Genomic DNA, 16257 nt, shown 5'->3' on the forward strand with positions numbered 1-16257 from the left:
ACGCCTGGCGGGCCACTCCAGGCCCACCTTTGCACGGAGCCGGCCTGATGCCGGCTCCGCTCACCATCACCACGGACAGCCAATGCTGAGTTTCATTGCCCGCCGCAGCGCTACAGGACTGCTGATGCTGGTCGCTCTGAGCGTCCTCATCTTCATCCTTTTGCGACTGGCGCCCGGCGATCCGATCGACGCGTATATCAACCCGTCCAGCCCGATGTCTGCTTCCGACCTCGAAGTCCTGCGTGACCGGCTTGGGCTCGACCAGCCGCTTCCCGTGCAATACCTCGCCTGGCTTCGCGCCGCGCTCAGCGGCGACTTCGGCTATTCGATCCAGCGCAGCGGCGTTGCCGTGCTGCCGCTGGTCATGGAGCGCATCGGCCCGACCGCGCTCTTGATGGGCACCGGCCTGGCCATCGCCATCGTGCTCGGCATTTCCGCCGGCATCTTCAGTGCCGTCCGCCGTAACGCGCTGCCCGACATCGCGCTGTCGGTGGTTTCTTTCATCGGCGTCTCCAGCCCGGCTTTTCTGACGGCACTTCTCGGACTGTACTTCTTCTCGGTGTTGCTGCGCTGGGCGCCATCAGGCGGCATGCAGACCGCCGGCGCACCTTTTTCCATATCGGACGTGCTCGCGCACCTCGTCCTGCCCGCCTGCCTGCTGTCCATCGGACACGCCGCGCTGATCATGCGCTACATGCGCGCATCGCTGCTGGAAGTGCTCAACCAGGACTATGTGCGGACCGCGCGCGCCAAGGGAGTGCGCGAGTTCTGGGTGATCATCAAGCACGCGACCCGCAATGCGCTTCTGCCGGTTATCACCCTGATCGGGTCGACGGTCGGCATCGCGATCGGTGGCGCCATCTTCCTCGAAAGCGTGTTCAACTGGCCGGGCATGGGCCTGCTGCTGGTCAACGCCGTAGGCACACGGGATTACCCGGTGATCATGGGCGCCACTCTGGTAATCGGCATTTGCGTCATTCTGGTCAATCTCCTGACCGACATCGTCTATGCCGCCGTCGATCCGCGCATTCAGGTGTCGTGATGACGATCACCGCGCCAGATCCGACAGCTGTGCCGCAAACCAAAGGACCGCTCCGCCGCGCGCTCGACCGCTTCTTTGAAAATCGTGCGGCGCGCGCCGGTCTGTTTATCGTTATCCCTATCCTGCTGGCGGTTTCGACCTATCATTTATGGTGGCCGTTCAGCCCCAACGCGATCGATCTCAGGGCGATCAACAAGGGACCGTCGGCCATTCATTGGCTAGGCAGCGACGGCGTCGGCCGCGACGTCATGGCCCGGTTGCTGCAAGGCGGGCGGATCTCGCTGCTGGTCGCCGTCTGCTCGGTCGCCATCTCGATCGTCATCGGCTTCCTGGTCGGCGCCGTCGCCAGCTTCGGCGGCCGTGTTGTCGACGGCACGGTGATGCGCTTCGTCGATCTCGCAATGACGCTGCCGCCGGTGATCTTCCTGCTCGTGCTCGCTTCGATTGCCGGCACCGGCATCGCGCCGACCATCCTGGTGATCTCGCTGCTCTCATGGCCGGTGCTGTCGCGCATGGTGCGCGCCCGGCTGCTCGAGCTGCGCGAGCGCGACTTCGTCGTCGCCGCCCGTGGCATGGGGGCGGGGCTGCCGCATCTCCTGTTCCGTCACGGCCTGCCGAACTGCATCGACATTCTTGTCGTCTACGCCACTTTGCAGATCGCCAACGCCATTCTGCTCGAAGCTGGCCTCTCTTTCCTCGGCCTCGGCATCGCGCCGCCCGAAGCCAGCTGGGGCAACATGCTCAATCTCGCCCGCTCCACCGTGGTGCTCGAGCAATATCCTTGGCAATGGATGTTTCCCGGCGCCGTGCTCGTGCTCACCGTTCTGGCCATCAACTTCATCGGCGACGGCCTGCGCGATGCATTCGATCCCCGTTCCGATCTCAACTGAACCTGAAGGTTTTCAAAATGCCCCTGTTTACCGGTGTCGTGCCACCTGTCGTCACCCCGCTCCATTCCGATTTCAGTGTCGACTTCCCGTCGTTCACGCGGACCATCGAGAACCTGCTCGCCGGCGGCATTCACGGGCTGTTCGTGCTCGGCTCGACCAGCGAGGTCGTCTTCCATGACGAGGCCGGCCGCAGGGCCATCATCGAGCATGCGGTCAAAGTCAACAATGGCCGCGTTCCGATCTTCGCCGGGGTCATCGACCCGACGACCGATCGTGTCATCAACCACGCCAAGGTAGCCAGATCGGCCGGCGCCGACGCCGTCGTGGTCACCGCGCCCTTTTATGCCCGCACCAGCCAGCCCGAGATCGGCGATCACTTCCGTTATATCAAGGATGCGGTCGACATCCCCATTATCGCCTACGACATTCCGGTCTGCGTCCATGTCAAGCTGGAGCGCAAGACCACCGTCGGCCTGGCCAGCGAGGGGGTTATCGCGGGGATCAAGGATTCCAGCGGCGATGACGGCAATCTGCGTTATGTGCTCAAGGACATGGCCAACGATCCGAATTTCTTCGGCATGACCGGATCCGAGATCCTGGTCGACAGCGTGCTTGCCATGGGCGCGCATGGCGTCGTGCCGGGCCTCGCCAATGTCGATCCGCACGGCTACGTCAAGCTGTGGAACCTGATGCAGGCGGGTCAGCACGTCGAAGCCCGCGTGGAACAGGAGCGGCTGTTGAAGCTGTTCGAGATCGTCTGGATCTCGCTCGGCAGGACAAGCGCCGGCTCGGCCGGCGTAGGCGCCTTCAAGACAGCGATGAAGAGCCTCGGCATCATCGCCTCCAACACCATGGCGCGGCCGCAACGCAGCTTGAACGACGAGGAAACCGCAAAGGTCGAAATCATCCTGCGCGACGTCGGGTTGATGCGCTGACCGTGGACGCTCCGATTCTCTCGATTTCCGGTCTGCGGGCCGTGTTCCGTATCGCCGGACGCGACATCGCCGCCGTGCAGGACGTCGATCTGACGATCGGATCGGGTGAAACGGTCGCGCTCGTCGGCGAATCCGGATCGGGCAAGTCCGTTACCAGCCTATCGATCATCGGCCTGCTGCCGAAGAAGATCGGACACATCGCCGACGGATCGATCGCGCTGCGGCGCAGGGACGGCACAGTCACCGAGCTGACCGGCCTCGATCCTGAGTCGCTGCGCAAGGTGCGCGGCAACGACATCGGCATGGTGTTCCAGGAGCCGATGACCAGCCTCAATCCGGTCTACACTATCGGCGAGCAGATCGCCGAGCCGATCCGCATCCATCTCGGCAAGTCGCATCGTGATGCGGCCGCCGACGCCGTGCGGCTGCTGGCTCAGGTCGGCATTCCCGATCCCGATCGGCGGGCGCGGCAATACCCGCATGAGTTGTCGGGAGGGATGCGCCAGCGCGCCACCATCGCCATGGCCTTGTCCTGCGATCCGACCTTGCTGATCGCCGACGAGCCGACCACCGCGTTGGACGTCACCATCCAGGCCCAGATTCTCGACCTGCTGGCCGAGCTGCAAGCGCAACGCGGCATGGGCATTCTGTTCGTAACGCACAATCTCGGCGTCGTTGCCGAGATCGCCGACCGGGTCGCGGTGATGTATGCCGGGCGCATCGTGGAATCGGGTCCGGTGAGCGAGGTGTTCACCCGTCCGCGTCATCCCTACACCGCCGGGCTGATGCGTTCGGTGCCACGGCTTGGCCAAGCCACCACGCTGAAGGCAGCGGGAACGCCGCTTCCAACCATCGCCGGCAATGTTCCGTCGTTGGCTCTGCTGCCCAAGGGCTGCTCCTTCGCGCCGCGTTGCGCCCTGGCTATCGATGCCTGCCGCGCTGCTGTACCGCCATTGTTCGCTGCGACGTCGACCCAGAAAAGCCGTTGTTTGCGCTGGGAGGATCTCTGACAATGGATGCCCCCTTCCTTTCGGTCAGGAACCTGACCAAGCATTTTTCGCCGACGGCGTTCTCGCGCGGTCCCATCGTCAGGGCGCTGGATGATATTTCCTTCGATATTGCGCGCGGCCAGGTGGTCGGCCTCGTCGGCGAATCCGGGTCGGGCAAGACCACGATCGGCCGCTCGGTGCTGCGTCTCATCGAGCCGACGTCCGGCGAAATAAGATTTGACGGCGTCGATATAACCAAGCTGAGCGCCGGGCCGCTGGCTCGCCAGCGCCGCAAGATGCAGTATATTTTCCAGGATCCGTTCGCCAGCCTGTCGCCGCGCATGACGATCGGGCAGATCCTGACCGAAGGCCTGGATATTCAGGGCATCGGCAACAGGCCCGAGCGGCGGGCGAGGGCGGAGAAAGCACTTGCTGCGGTCGAGTTGCCAGTCGATGCCTATGACCGCTACGCCCACGAATTTTCGGGCGGGCAGCGTCAGCGCATCGGCATCGCCCGGGCGCTTACGCTCGAACCCGAATTCATCGTCGCCGATGAGCCGGTCTCTGCCCTCGATGTCTCCATTCAGGCGCAAATCATAAATCTTCTGCGCGACCTGCAGATCCGGCTCGGTCTCACCATGCTGTTCATTTCGCATGACCTGGCCGTCGTCGAATATATCTGCGACACGGTGATCGTTCTCTATCTCGGGCGCATCATGGAAGTTGCACCGGCGGCCGCGCTCTATGCTCGGCCACAGCATCCCTATACGCGCGCGCTGCTGTCGGCCATTCCGTCGCTCGACCCGCTGGCCAAGCAGACCCGGCAGGTGCTGAAGGGCGACATCCCAAGCCCCGCAAATCCGCCAACCGGGTGTGTTTTCCGAACCCGTTGCCCGGTTGCCCTGGACGCTTGTGCCGGCATCGTCCCGCCGCTGCGGGCAACGTCAGATGGCCATCTGAAGGCCTGCATTCGCGACGACATCGCCTAGGCAAGCTGGCGTGAGGCGCAGCGCGCAGAACAGCGTCGTTAGTCTCCCTAGGGCACCACAAGGCCACGTCACATTCGCAAACGACCTCGTCCCGTCCGGGCGCCTTGCCTCGTAGGCATCGCGGACGGCGGCGCTTTCGGCGATGCGCCCCCAGGGTTTCTTCGTATTTCAATTGCAATCAGTTTCCGCCGATCATGAAATCTACGTGCAACCCTCATCGTCGATAGAACAACAAGACCAGCAAGGCAGGTAGCCGAGTTCGTCGAGAATAACGAGAGCGACGTTGACTGGTCGATGCAAACCTTCAACGCCGCCCCGGGTTGAGCGCCCTGAAGGGCCTGCGTGGGGCGACCAAGAGTGAACCAAGAGTGAAAGGACAGCACAATGCGCGGTAAATCAATCAACCGGACCACGGCTGGCATGAGCATCCTCATTGCGGCCGCCGGCGCTCTAATGTTGGGCGCCACAACTCCAGCTGGGGCTGTCGAGCGGAAGAAAATCGACTGCTCCGGACGCCCTGAGACAGGCGCCAAAGCCAACTATTCCTGGAATAACGGGATTCAGACCGCGCGTGTCTACTACAACAACCATTGCTCGAAACGGATGATGGTCACCCTGACCTTCATTTCCAATCCCGGGTCTCGCAGGGAGTGTTGGAGGACCCCCAGAGGGAAGGGCGACAAGTTGTTCACGTTTGGGCTGACTAGCATCAGGAAAGGCTGCCATGATCCCGGTCCAACCTAAAGCTGGCCGGATTAATCCCTTGGCGTGATTTCTATTGGTTGGCGCTGTCAGGCGGAAAACTGTGCGGATCACGTGAGACAGTTCCCATCGGTCGCGGAGATCGCGCCAGCCGCTCTGCGAGCGCCGGCCGGGGCGGAACCGGAAGAAAGCGCCCTAGAGCAATTCCAGGAAAAGTGCGGAGCGGTTTCCGTCCGGAATTGCGTAAAAACAAATGCTTAGAGCGGGTCAGCGGTTCTATCAAAAGCTGAACCGCTCTAGGCGCCCTTCGCATCGAGCCCGAGCACCGCGACGCGGGGGTGGCACCGGCAAGGCTTTGCTCGCGCTAGGCTTGGATGAGAGCTATTGAGCTTGCGTAAGCCATTTGGGCTTAGGCACAGCCTGCAACAGGCTTTGCGTATATTCGTGGCGAGGCGCCCCGAACAGCGCCGAGGTTTGACCTTCCTCGACAATCTTTCCATCTTTCATGACCATGATCCGGTCGGCGAAATGGCGGACGATCGGCAAGTCGTGTGTGATGAAAATATATGAGAGTCTAAGCCGCGTCCTAAGGTCGGCCAGAAGGTCGATCACCTGCGCCTGGATGGAGACGTCGAGCGCCGAAACCGCCTCGTCGCAGACGATCAGTTCCGGCTCGCTCGCGAGCGCGCGCGCAATGGCGATGCGCTGTCGCTGGCCGCCGGAAAACTGGTGCGGGTAGCGGTCGGCGTGTTCCGGCAACAGCCCCACCAATTCCAGGAGCTCTGCCACTCGAGCCTTCCACCTGTTCTTCGGCAGAATATCGCGGTGGATTACCCAGGGTTCGGAAATGATGGAGTAAACGCGCATGCGCGGGTTCATCGATCCGTACGGATCCTGGAACACCATCTGGACCTTGCGCCGAAACGCCATAAGACGCTTCTCGTTCATTTCGAAGATGTTCTCGCCGGCGAAGACGGCCTTGCCCGCGCTTGGCGCGTTCAGCCCCAACAGCATGCGTGCGACGCTCGATTTGCCGGAGCCGGACTCGCCGACGATGCCGAGCGTTTCGCCTCTCCTGACCTCGAAGCTTATGTCATCCACCGCCTTGAACGTCCGCTTGCTGCTGAAAGCTCCGGAAGCAAGCACATAGTGCTTGGTGAGATGTTCCACCTTGAGCAGGGTTTTGCCGGCGATCGTCGTCGAACGCCTGTTCGGCGCCTCCGCTGCGTTGCCGTGGGGCAGGGCGGAGATGAGGCGGCGCGTGTAGGCGTGCTGCGGATTGCTGAAGACCTCCTTGGCGATGCCTGTCTCCACCACCTTCCCGCCGTTCATGACGATAATCCGGTCCGCCATGGACGAGGCGACTTCGAGGTCGTGGGTGATCATGATCAATGCCATGCCGGTCTCGCGCTGGAGATCGCGCAGCAGATCGAGGATCTGCGCTTGCACGCTGACGTCCAGAGCGGTCGTCGGCTCATCGGCGATCAGGATGTCCGGTTTCAACGCGATCGCCATGGCGATCATCACGCGCTGGCGTTGTCCGCCCGAGAACTGATGTGGATAGAAGTCGACGCGGTTTTCCGGCTCTGGAATGCCCACACGCCGAAGCAGTTCTATCGTCTTGGCGCGTGCGTCCTTGCCGGCTCCCGCGCCGTGGCTCTCATAGACCTCCTCGATCTGGCGCCCCACCGTATAGACGGGGTTCAGGTAGGCGAGCGGATCCTGAAAGATCATCGCAATCCTGCTGCCGTTGATGCTTCTGCGCGCCTCCGCGCCAAGGCCCGAGAGTTCGACGCCATCGAAGAGGCAGGAGCCGGCCACGATATCACCTGGCGGACAGTCGATGAGATCCATCACCGTGCTGGTGCTGACGCTTTTTCCCGAACCGCTTTCGCCGAGGATCACGAGAGTCTCGCCACGGCTGACGTGGAAAGAGACATCGTCGACCGCGCGTACCGGCTCATCGTCCGAAAGGAAATCGACGGTCAGTCCGTCGACTTTGAGAATGGGATTGGTCGCGTTGCTCATCGGGCGGCTTTTCGCAATGTCTGAAGACGCCAGCGTTGCTGCGGATCAACGACGGTGCGCGCCCAGTTCGAGAGGATGTTGAGCGACAGCGTCGTCAGCATGATTGCAAGACCCGGCCAGAATGCGATCCACCAGGCGGTGGCGAGATAGCCGCGGCCGTTTGCCACCATTGCACCCCAGGTAAAGTCTGGCGGCTGAATGCCAAGGCCAAGGAAACTCAGCGCCGATTCCGAGAGAATGACGGTTGCGAAATCAATGGCGGAAATCGTCACCAGTGTCGGCAGGACGAGGGGTGCGATATGCCGGACGATGATCCGGGCCGGCTTCGCACCCATGGCTCGCGCCGCGCTCACAAACATGCGCTCGCGCAACTCCAGTACTTCTGCGCGCGCCGTTCTGAGATAGATCGGCATGCGCGTGACGGCGAGAACGATCACCAGGTTGGTAATGCTCGGGCCGAGCGTATAGAGCACGATGAGCGCCAGCAGCAGCGAGGGAAAGCTCATGACGACATCGGCCAGGCGCAGAATGAGATGGCTGTACCAGCGCTCCGAATAGCCCGCTATCAGGCCCAGTGTTCCACCAACGAGCATGGACGCGAATACCGCCGCCGCGGCAATGCCGAACGTATTCTGCGCGCCGACAATCAGCCTGGCGAGGATGGGCCGGCCAAGGGTATCGGCGCCAAGGACGTAGATCCAGCCGCTGGCCAGCGAGAAGGGGGCGAGGTTGCGCTGGCGCAGCCCAAGCCGCGAAGCGGCGTCGCCCACCAGCCACGGGCCGAGGACCGCAGCGATCACGACGATCGCCAGGAAAATAGCGGCGGCGAGCGCAAGCTTGTCGCGCTTCAAATAGGCGAGAAGCACGCTGCCGCTGCCTGGAACCGCCGCTGGCTTGATGTCGGGGGTGATGATCGTCATGGCTCAGTACCGGATGCGCGGATCGAGAACCGCGTAGAGCAGATCGATCGCGATGTTCAGGATGAAGATGGCGGTGGCCGTCACCAGAATCGTCGATTGGACGACGGCAAAATCGCGCTGGATGATCGAGTCGATCATCAGCTTGCCGATGCCGGGCCAGCCGAATATCGACTCCACGACGACGGCGCCGTTGACGAGACTGGTCGCCAGGTCGCCGGCGACCGTGACGACGGGCAGCAGCGAGTTGCGAAGCGCATGCCCGAAGATGATCTTCTGTCGGGGCAGGCCTTTGGCCCTTGCGGTCTTGATGTATGGAGAGGCAAGCGCGGACAGCATCGTTCCACGCACGACTTGCACCAGGAGACCGAAGGGGCGAAGCATCAGCACGAAGGTAGGCATGATCCAATGGGCCCAGGTTCCGGTGCCGGATGTCGGCAAAAGCCCGAGCCCCACAGCGAAGACAAGGATGCCGACGATGGCGACCCAAAAATCCGGCGCGCTTGCGCCGGCCAGAGAGACGAGGCTGGCGACACGGTCGAACATGCTGCCCGGTCGCGCGGCCGCAAGAGAGCCGACAAGGATAGCCAAAGCGGTCGACAGTGTGATCGCGACGGCGGCAAGCTTCAGCGTTTCCGGGAACGCCTCAAGCGCGACCTGCATCGCCGAGCGGTTCTGGCGTAGCGATTCACCGAAATCCAGCTGCAGAAGATCGCGCAAATATTCCAGAAACTGCCAATAGATCGGCTGATCGAGGCCGTTCAACCGCGCGAACGCGGCCCGAGCTTCCGCAGTCGAGTCCAGAGGCAGGTACAAGGCGGAAGGGTCGCCGGTGAGCCGTGTCAGGAAAAAGACCAGCGTCAACAGACCTATGACCGACAGGATGCTGTGGAACGCCCGGCGTCCAAGATAGGTAATCATTTGGGATGCCCTTGGACGGATATCGACGGAGGCAACAGGTCAGGGGCGCAGGATCACGATCGGACCCAGCGCCCCCGTATCACTCAGTCTTTTTTGATAGCGATATTGGCCAGCGGTATTTCGCTGTTGGTGGTGATATCGGGCTTCCATTCCAGCCTGGTGCCAACGCGGGTATAGCCGATCATGTGGAACATCGGGATGTCCGCCACCACTTCGTTGCGGGCCTTGCCGAAGATCGCCTTGAAGCTGTTGGTGCGGGCTTCGCCGGTCGCAGCCAGGGCCTCGTCTATCTCCTTGTCGAACGCCGGATCGGCCACGGTCGAGTAGCTCCCGCTCGATCGGTAGAAGATCGGAACCGTGAAGGCCGCATCGCCCTTGTTGTTGTCGTGCATCATCTGCAGGAGATTGGGGCCGCGCTCCGGCGGGAAAGGCTTTTGCAGATAGCGCAGCCAGTCGGCGACATCGAGCATGGTAAGCTTGACGTTGAGGCCGGCATCCTGCCACATCGTCATCATGGCCTCCATCGCTTCCGCGCCGTTTGGATAGATGCCGTTTCGCCCGATGAGCTTGATCTCGGTATCGACCGCGACACCTGCCGCGCGCGCCTCTTCGATGAGCTTTTTCGCCTCTTCCGGATCGTACGGCCAAGGCTCGAGCGCATCGTCATGCCCGTTGATCCCGGAGACGACCATCTGCGACGCACGCTTGACGTCGTCGCCGAACAGCTGCGCAAGGCCTTCCCAGTCGATCGCGAGGTTGAGCCCCTTGCGGACGCGCAGGTCATCGAGCGGCGGCTTGGCGGCATCGATACGGATCGCGGTGGTCTCGGAGTTCAGGTAGGCGAAATCCGTCTCCGGATTGCTGGCGTCCTGGATAGCAATCGACGGCGTCAGGTCGGCTTCCCCGGTTTCCACCATGGCAGCTCTGATCGAGGATTCGGGCCGCCAGACATAGGTTGCCTTCGTGATCTCCGGCTTCTTGCCCCAATAGCCGTCGAACGCGTCAAGCACTACGGTTTGCGGGGAAAAGGTCGACAGCTTGAATGGGCCGGTCCCGACCGGATCGTTCACCGCCTTGTCGACCGGTGTCTTCGGCGAGACGATCATGACCACGCTCAACAGCGTCGGCATGATGGGCTCGGGCCTGTCCGACTTTATCTCGACGGTTAGATCGTCGACCGGCGTCAGCGTTAGCTTGGCATCGCCGAACTTCGCTATGTTGCTGCAAGTGATCTTGCCGCTGATCATCCTGTTGATGGAGAACGCAACCGCATCCGCGTTGAGCTCCGTTCCGTCCTGGAACTTCACGCCCTCGCGCAGCTTGATCCGCCAGGTCGTCGGGTTCACGCTGGTCCACTCGGTCGCCAATTTCGGCTGAGGTTGTCCGGTGATCGGATCGATGACGGTCAACGATTCAACGACGTTTTGGCTGAGTATCTGGCCGACATTTGTGATGATGGTGCCGCAGGGCTCCAGATTGGCCGGCTGCTCCGGCAGGACGATACGGATTTCCTGCGCCGCCTCTTGTGCGACGGCCGATGGCGCGGCAGCGGTCATCAGTACGACAGCTGCAATCGTATGAACGCTTCTATCCATGTCTTTCCTCCCTTTGATCTTCCGTTTTGGCTGTCGTGCGCAGGGCGAACCTCCTCGTCCCGTTCGTCCGACAATTTGCCGATTTCCCGGCGACTAGGCGGCGATCTTCTCGATCAGTCCGCGCAGCATGTCTTTTTCCTGCGGCTTCAGATCCGTCAGCGGCGGACGAAGCGGGCCGGGCGTCCGTCCTATGAGCTCGACGCCTGCCTTGATGATCGACACTGGATAACCTTGTTCGCGATCGCGCAAAGCCGCGAAGGGGAAGAAGAAGCTGTGCAGGATTTCTTCCATTGCAGCGCGATCGTTTGTCCGCATGGCCCTGTAGAAGCGCTGTGCCAATTCCGGCACGAAGTTGAACACCGCAGAGGAATAAGTCGTCACTCCGGCACCGTTGAAGCCTTCGGCAAAGAGCTCATGCGTGGGCATGCCACCGATGTAGCAGAGTCGATCGCCAAGTTTTGCGGTGACGTGGCGGACAAGATCGACCTTGCCTGTGCCGTCCTTGAAGCCGATGAGGTTTGGGCAGGCGTCGGCAAGGCGAGCAACCGTGTCGGCATTGGCGACCGAGTTCGCACGGTTGTAGATGATGACGCCGAGGCCGGTGGATTCGCACACGGCTTTGACGTGTCGGAATATCCCTTCTTGGGAGGCTTCCATCAGATAATGAGGCAGAAGCAAAAGACCGTCGGCCCCCGCAGCTTCAGCGCGGCGTGCAATTTCCGTGGCGAGCGCCGTGCCGTAGCCACAGCCGGCGATGATAGGCACGTCTCCCGAGGCTTCCTTGGCCGCACGGGTAACGTCGGCGACCTCTTCCGGCGATAGCGAGAAGAACTCGCCCGTGCCGCCGGCCGCGAACAGGGCAGCGGCACCGAACCCCGAGAGCCATGCCACATGCGCGCGATAGCTTTCGAGATTGAGGCTGAAATCCTCATTGAAGTGTGTGACCGGAAACGACAGCAGCCCTGAAGCGACACGCGACTTGATTTCATCTGGCGACAAAGGAACTCATCCCACAAATTAATATGATGTCATCCAGAGTCATATGATGAGTGTTCGGACGAGTCAACCGCCGGTTTTGTCCTGGTTTGTCGAGCGCCGGACGGTCAGCGCGCGATAGCGCTTTATACCCGTCACCAGATGGCGGCGCATCGCCTCACGCGCCTTTTCCGGGTCGCGGGCCAGAATCGCATCCGCGATTTCCCTGTGCTCCTCCAGAATCGGATGGTCGCGATTGGGCAAGGGGTCGACGCCGCCCATCATCGTCTTGAACTTCACCCGCGGGATCATCCGCCGGCCGACATGTTCGAGGAATGCCTTGAACCTGGCGTTGTTCGTTGCGGTGGCGATCGCCATGTGGAACTGGAAGTCCGCCTCGTCGGTGGGTTGCCCTTGCGCCATAAGATCGGCGAACCTTTCGACCTGGGCCTCGATTTCAGCCTCCTGCGCCGGCGAACTGCGGGCTGCGGCAAGGCCCGCTGCCTCGACTTCGATGCCGATGCGCAACTCGAGCTCTTCGATGATATCCGAGATCTTGTTCGTTTCGTCGGTGAAGAGCTTCAATCCCTCATCGACAGGTTTCGGGCCGAGAACGAAGACGCCGGCGCCTTGCCGCGATTCCACCAGCCCGTCGGCGCGAAGGGCGGCGATGGCCTCCCGGACCACAGTGCGGCTGAACCCGAACCGGTCAATCAGCGCAGGTTCCGTCGGCAACTTGTCGCCAGGTGCATAAAAGCCGGCTTCGATCTGCCCGCGCAACGCATCTGCAACCTGAGAAACGAACGACCTGCGGGACGTTCGATGTTCGACCTGCTGCATGGGTCCTCCAAACTTTTGCCGGGTCGAGACATTGCATACTCCCGGCGCAGGGCAAAAGCGAGGTCATCATATGAAAATTCGTATCCGAGGTCGAATGTCTTTATGTCATCATATGGCTTCTGCGCTCCGCATATGGGTCTTCAAGTCGCCTGGAGCGATTTTCGTGGGCACCTTTGCTGATACGGTCACGGCGATGAGCGGAGCCACGGCGTGGCGGCTTTCAGGCTGCGGCCGTCGGCAGGTGATCGCGGACCCACCTGACGATCTGCCCCGCCGTCATTGCCCCGGATGTGCGCGCAACCTCCTGTCCGCCATGGAAGAGGATCATGGTCGGGATGCTGCGAATGCCGAGCCTGGCTGCAACGGCCTGCTCATTGTCGGAATTGAGCTTGATCAGGCGAACATGCGGCTCCAGTTCGTTTGCTGCCGCTTCATATGCCGGCGCCATCATCTTGCAGGGGCCGCACCACCGTGCCCAGATATCGACGACGACGGGGAGGCTGCTTCGCGCGACCTGGCGATCGAAAGTCGGTGCATCGACGTCTGCCGGGTGACCCGAGAACAGCTTGGAGCCGCACTTTCCGCATTTCGCGTCCCTGGCATTGCGTGCCGGCGGCAGGCGATTGACCCCGCCGCATTTGCCGCAAACCACCAGATTTTCCTGCGCCATGGCCATTCACCTGTTGAAGTCGATCGCCGCCGTCAGGATGCAGTCTTGAGTGAAGCACCCTGCGCAGAAGCTGCCGCATCCGAGAAGCTCGCCAACTCTGCGGCGATGTCCCCGAGCTTTCGATCGGCGTCGAGCTTGCGCCATGTGGACGGGGTGGCATTTCGCTGCAATTGCCGCGACAAGATGTCGACGGTCGCGTCGGAAGGACCGCCCCTGCGCTCGCTCACCCGCTGCCAAAGAACGAGCGGATCCGCCTCCAGCCAGAATCCGGCGAAAGCGACGTCTCTGCCATTTGCCGCCTTCTCGATGCGGTCGCGATCGCCCGGCCTGTCAAAGACGGCATCGGCGACCACCGAACCGCCTTCGGAAAGGATCAAATCGGCGCGCCATGCCATTTCGCGGTAGACGCGGTCGGACACATCAGGTCGATAAGCCCTATCCGGCAGCTTCGTCTCGGCCGGTACCCCATGCATCGCTTTGCGGATGCGGTCGCTTTCGACAATGCGCGCACCGGGCGGCGCACCGACATGTGCGGCGAGTGCCTCGGCAACGGCCGTCTTGCCAGAACCACTTAAGCCGCCGATGGCGATCAGCCGAGGAGGCCTTGGCTGGAGAAGTGTTCGGGCGAGCTCGAAATAGGATCTGGCCTCGGTAATCAGCCTGTCGGAATCGGCATTGCCTTCCTCGATCTGGGTTGCGGTGACATGCGCGCGCACTGCGGCCCGCATTGCCATGAAAAACGACAGGAGAATGAAGCCGTCCTCGTCGTCTGCTTCGTCGAGGTAGCGGTTCGCCACCAGATTGGCGAGTTCCGGAAAGCCGCGATGCCAAAGGTCCATCAGCAGGAACGCCAGATCGTAAAGCACATCGATGCTGGCGATCTGGTCATTGAATTCGATGCAATCGAAGAGGCAGGGCTCTCCATCGAAGAGACAGATATTGCGCAGATGCAGATCACCATGGCATCGCCGGATCTTGCCTGCCGCCGACCGCCGGTCGAGCAGTTCGCGATGACGGGCGAGGGCGGTGCGGAAAATCCCGGTGAATGCCTTGATCTCGGCTCCCTCGAAAACATTGCTGGTGGCAAAGCCGGCTTCGTTGATGTCGAGCACGCCTGACAGGTTCGAGAATCCACTGCCGTTGTGGATCTCCGGCGCGCCGCGATGATAGCGCACGATCATGCGCGCGACCGCCGTCATCAGCGCAGGCGTCAGTTCGCCACCGATTGCCATTCGATCGAGTAGCTTCGACTGATCGAAGCGGACCATCTCGATCGCTGCATCGACCAGTTTGCCGCTTCCGTCGCAGGCGAGCTTGCCGCCAGTCTCTCGCGTGATGCGCCGCACACCCAGATAGAGGCCGGGCGCGGTCTTGGAGTTGAGCTCCACCTCCTTCTCGCAAGCGGCGAGCCGCAGCACCGGGGTCGAGAAGTCGACATAGGGCAGCTTGACGGCTCGCTTGATCTTGTAGGCGCGCTGGCCAACCAGGAAGATACGCGAGATGTGGGTTTCGATCGTTTGGACCGGCCCGGTCTCGCCATACGCGGCAGGGTCCATCAACATCGCGGCCACGGATTCCTGATCCTCGACGATCATCGCATGCCTCTTTGTTTGTATCGAACCTTTGGAATCCGACGAGCGTGTTCGCTGAAATTCCGCGCCATCGGGCCCTTACTGCCGCAGCGTCTGGGTATAACCAGCCAAGTCACGGATGCGTTCCCTAGTGCGACTTCTCCCGGCGCCGATCGCATGTTCCGGCACACGTGGGCGCGTTAATAAGGATCGAATGATGCGCGGCGACGTTCTTCACTCAGCGCAAGGAACGCACCGAGCTGTCTCGCTATTACGACGATTGGACTTTGACGCAAAATCGGGAGCAGCCGCCATGGCTTTCAGGACGATACTTACCGTTACCGGGCCGAACACGGGAGACAACGATCTCAAACTCGCCGCCGACCTGTGCAACGAAATCGGCGCGCATCTTGCTGTTCTCGTCGTTGCCATTGCTGCGCCGCCACCAGTCGGAGAGTATGCCGCGGTGGTTTCAGAAGCCTGGCTCGAGGCGCGTCAGTCCGACGAGAATCTGTTGAAGAAGCGAGCTACTGCCGTATCGGCTTTTCTCGCCGGCAGGGCGCCTTTGGCCGATGTCTCCAGCGAATATCCGGAAGCCGGCTGGGCCGACGACACCATCGGCCGTCGTGCCCGCTATGCCGACATCACGGTTTTTGGACCGGAGTTGCTTGCCAACGAAACGCTGAAGAGCAAAACGATCGAAGGCGCATTGTTTTCGTCGGGAAAGCCTTTGCTGCTCATCCCCCAGGGATCGCGGCCGACACTGAAGCCGAAACGCGTGCTGGTCGCCTGGGACGCCCGTCTGGAATCATCGCGTGCCGTCCGCGAATCCCTCGACATGCTGGCAGGCGCCGATGAGGTGCACCTCGTCATGGTCGATCCGGTGGAGGACGACCATGGAGCGGAACCCGGAGCCGACGCCGCTGCCTATCTCGCGCGGCACGGCGTGAATGTCACGGTCGACCGGCTGCCCAGCTTGAACCATTCAGTCGTCGACGTGCTTCGCCGGCACGCGGCCGACATCGCCGCCGACCTGATGGTGATGGGCGCCTATGGTCATTCCCGGTTGCGCGAGCGCATCTTCGGCGGCGTCACCATCTCGATGCTTGAAGATCCGCCGATGCCGATCCTTATGGCGCATTAGCAATTTAAGGACTGAAGACGGTTGGGCCGACGCGATCCGCCGCGGGAAG

The 16257-nt window shown here is 61.8% G+C and carries 14 protein-coding genes and 1 pseudogene; 6 read left to right on the forward strand and 9 right to left on the reverse strand.

Annotation, left to right across the window (positions count from 1 at the left end; translation table 11 throughout):
* Positions 1 to 82 precede the first annotated feature (82 nt).
* From CIT25_RS21360 to CIT25_RS21380, 5 genes are read left to right on the forward strand one after another with little or no spacing between them, the layout of a single operon-like run.
* Entirely contained in the window at positions 83 to 1042 is a 960-nt protein-coding gene (locus CIT25_RS21360; RefSeq protein ID WP_095486473.1) for an ABC transporter permease, read from the forward strand.
* Positions 1042 to 1932: an ABC transporter permease gene (locus CIT25_RS21365; RefSeq protein WP_095486474.1), complete on the forward strand. Its 891-nt coding sequence runs from the start codon at positions 1042 to 1044 to the stop codon at positions 1930 to 1932. The genes CIT25_RS21360 and CIT25_RS21365 overlap by 1 nt, the downstream gene beginning before the upstream one ends.
* Positions 1933 to 1949: 17 nt before the next feature.
* On the forward strand, positions 1950 to 2867 hold the full coding sequence (locus CIT25_RS21370; RefSeq protein WP_095486475.1) for a dihydrodipicolinate synthase family protein: 918 nt from the start codon (positions 1950 to 1952) through the stop codon (positions 2865 to 2867).
* Between the two features lie 2 nt (positions 2868 to 2869).
* Positions 2870 to 3877, forward strand: a complete 1008-nt coding sequence (locus CIT25_RS21375) for an ABC transporter ATP-binding protein (RefSeq protein ID WP_095486476.1) — start codon at positions 2870 to 2872, stop codon at positions 3875 to 3877.
* 2 nt (positions 3878 to 3879) lie between these two features.
* Positions 3880 to 4845, forward strand: coding sequence for an ABC transporter ATP-binding protein (locus CIT25_RS21380; protein WP_095486477.1), 966 nt, complete (start codon positions 3880 to 3882; stop codon positions 4843 to 4845).
* Positions 4846 to 4902: 57 nt separating this feature from the next.
* Here the strand turns inward: CIT25_RS21380 and CIT25_RS38280 are convergent.
* The 9 genes and pseudogenes from CIT25_RS38280 to CIT25_RS21425 form a co-directional block, all read right to left on the reverse strand.
* Positions 4903 to 4992 (reverse strand): annotated as a pseudogene (locus tag CIT25_RS38280) (SAM-dependent methyltransferase); the annotation flags it as partial.
* A gap of 936 nt (positions 4993 to 5928) precedes the next feature.
* Positions 5929 to 7575 carry an ABC transporter ATP-binding protein gene (locus tag CIT25_RS21390; protein WP_095486479.1) on the reverse strand — a complete coding sequence of 549 codons (1647 nt, stop codon included), beginning with the start codon at positions 7573 to 7575 and terminating at the stop codon, positions 5929 to 5931.
* Positions 7572 to 8495: an ABC transporter permease gene (locus CIT25_RS21395; RefSeq protein WP_095486480.1), complete on the reverse strand. Its 924-nt coding sequence runs from the start codon at positions 8493 to 8495 to the stop codon at positions 7572 to 7574. Before CIT25_RS21395 ends, CIT25_RS21390 begins: the two co-directional genes overlap by 4 nt.
* A 3-nt stretch (positions 8496 to 8498) precedes the next feature.
* Positions 8499 to 9413, reverse strand: coding sequence for an ABC transporter permease (locus tag CIT25_RS21400; protein ID WP_095486481.1), 915 nt, complete (start codon positions 9411 to 9413; stop codon positions 8499 to 8501).
* 83 nt (positions 9414 to 9496) lie between these two features.
* Positions 9497 to 11008, reverse strand: coding sequence for an ABC transporter substrate-binding protein (locus tag CIT25_RS21405; protein ID WP_095486482.1), 1512 nt, complete (start codon positions 11006 to 11008; stop codon positions 9497 to 9499).
* A 93-nt stretch (positions 11009 to 11101) separates the two neighbouring features.
* Positions 11102 to 12007 carry a 5-dehydro-4-deoxyglucarate dehydratase gene (kdgD, locus tag CIT25_RS21410; RefSeq protein WP_095486483.1) on the reverse strand — a complete coding sequence of 302 codons (906 nt, stop codon included), beginning with the start codon at positions 12005 to 12007 and terminating at the stop codon, positions 11102 to 11104.
* A 63-nt stretch (positions 12008 to 12070) separates the two neighbouring features.
* Positions 12071 to 12823, reverse strand: coding sequence for a FadR/GntR family transcriptional regulator (locus tag CIT25_RS21415; RefSeq protein ID WP_095486484.1), 753 nt, complete (start codon positions 12821 to 12823; stop codon positions 12071 to 12073).
* A gap of 220 nt (positions 12824 to 13043) precedes the next feature.
* The gene (gene trxC / locus CIT25_RS21420; protein ID WP_095486619.1) at positions 13044 to 13493 is read right to left on the reverse strand and encodes a thioredoxin TrxC; all 450 of its coding nucleotides are present in this window, start codon (positions 13491 to 13493) and stop codon (positions 13044 to 13046) included.
* 32 nt (positions 13494 to 13525) lie between these two features.
* On the reverse strand, positions 13526 to 15088 hold the full coding sequence (locus CIT25_RS21425; protein ID WP_095486485.1) for a bifunctional aminoglycoside phosphotransferase/ATP-binding protein: 1563 nt from the start codon (positions 15086 to 15088) through the stop codon (positions 13526 to 13528).
* 289 nt (positions 15089 to 15377) lie between these two features.
* On the opposite strand from CIT25_RS21425, the gene CIT25_RS21430 reads away from it, so the two are divergent.
* The gene (locus tag CIT25_RS21430; RefSeq protein ID WP_095486486.1) at positions 15378 to 16208 is read left to right on the forward strand and encodes a universal stress protein; all 831 of its coding nucleotides are present in this window, start codon (positions 15378 to 15380) and stop codon (positions 16206 to 16208) included.
* Positions 16209 to 16257: the final 49 nt, after the last annotated feature.

Source organism: Mesorhizobium mediterraneum (assembly GCF_002284565.1).
Lineage (GTDB): Bacteria > Pseudomonadota > Alphaproteobacteria > Rhizobiales > Rhizobiaceae > Mesorhizobium > Mesorhizobium mediterraneum.

Bases quoted from the DNA above. Each gene is read 5' to 3' on its own strand.
- CIT25_RS21360 (WP_095486473.1), top strand. From the start codon at position 83: ATGCTGAGTTTCATTGCCCGCCGCAGCGCTACAGGACTGCTGATGCTG.
- CIT25_RS21365 (WP_095486474.1), top strand. From the start codon at position 1,042: ATGACGATCACCGCGCCAGATCCGACAGCTGTGCCGCAAACCAAAGGA.
- CIT25_RS21370 (WP_095486475.1), top strand. From the start codon at position 1,950: ATGCCCCTGTTTACCGGTGTCGTGCCACCTGTCGTCACCCCGCTCCAT.
- CIT25_RS21380 (WP_095486477.1), top strand. From the start codon at position 3,880: ATGGATGCCCCCTTCCTTTCGGTCAGGAACCTGACCAAGCATTTTTCG.
- CIT25_RS21390 (WP_095486479.1), bottom strand. From the start codon at position 7,575: ATGAGCAACGCGACCAATCCCATTCTCAAAGTCGACGGACTGACCGTC.
- CIT25_RS21395 (WP_095486480.1), bottom strand. From the start codon at position 8,495: ATGACGATCATCACCCCCGACATCAAGCCAGCGGCGGTTCCAGGCAGC.
- CIT25_RS21400 (WP_095486481.1), bottom strand. From the start codon at position 9,413: ATGATTACCTATCTTGGACGCCGGGCGTTCCACAGCATCCTGTCGGTC.
- CIT25_RS21405 (WP_095486482.1), bottom strand. From the start codon at position 11,008: ATGGATAGAAGCGTTCATACGATTGCAGCTGTCGTACTGATGACCGCT.
- CIT25_RS21415 (WP_095486484.1), bottom strand. From the start codon at position 12,823: ATGCAGCAGGTCGAACATCGAACGTCCCGCAGGTCGTTCGTTTCTCAG.
- trxC (WP_095486619.1), bottom strand. From the start codon at position 13,493: ATGGCGCAGGAAAATCTGGTGGTTTGCGGCAAATGCGGCGGGGTCAAT.
- CIT25_RS21425 (WP_095486485.1), bottom strand. From the start codon at position 15,088: ATGATCGTCGAGGATCAGGAATCCGTGGCCGCGATGTTGATGGACCCT.
- CIT25_RS21430 (WP_095486486.1), top strand. From the start codon at position 15,378: ATGGCTTTCAGGACGATACTTACCGTTACCGGGCCGAACACGGGAGAC.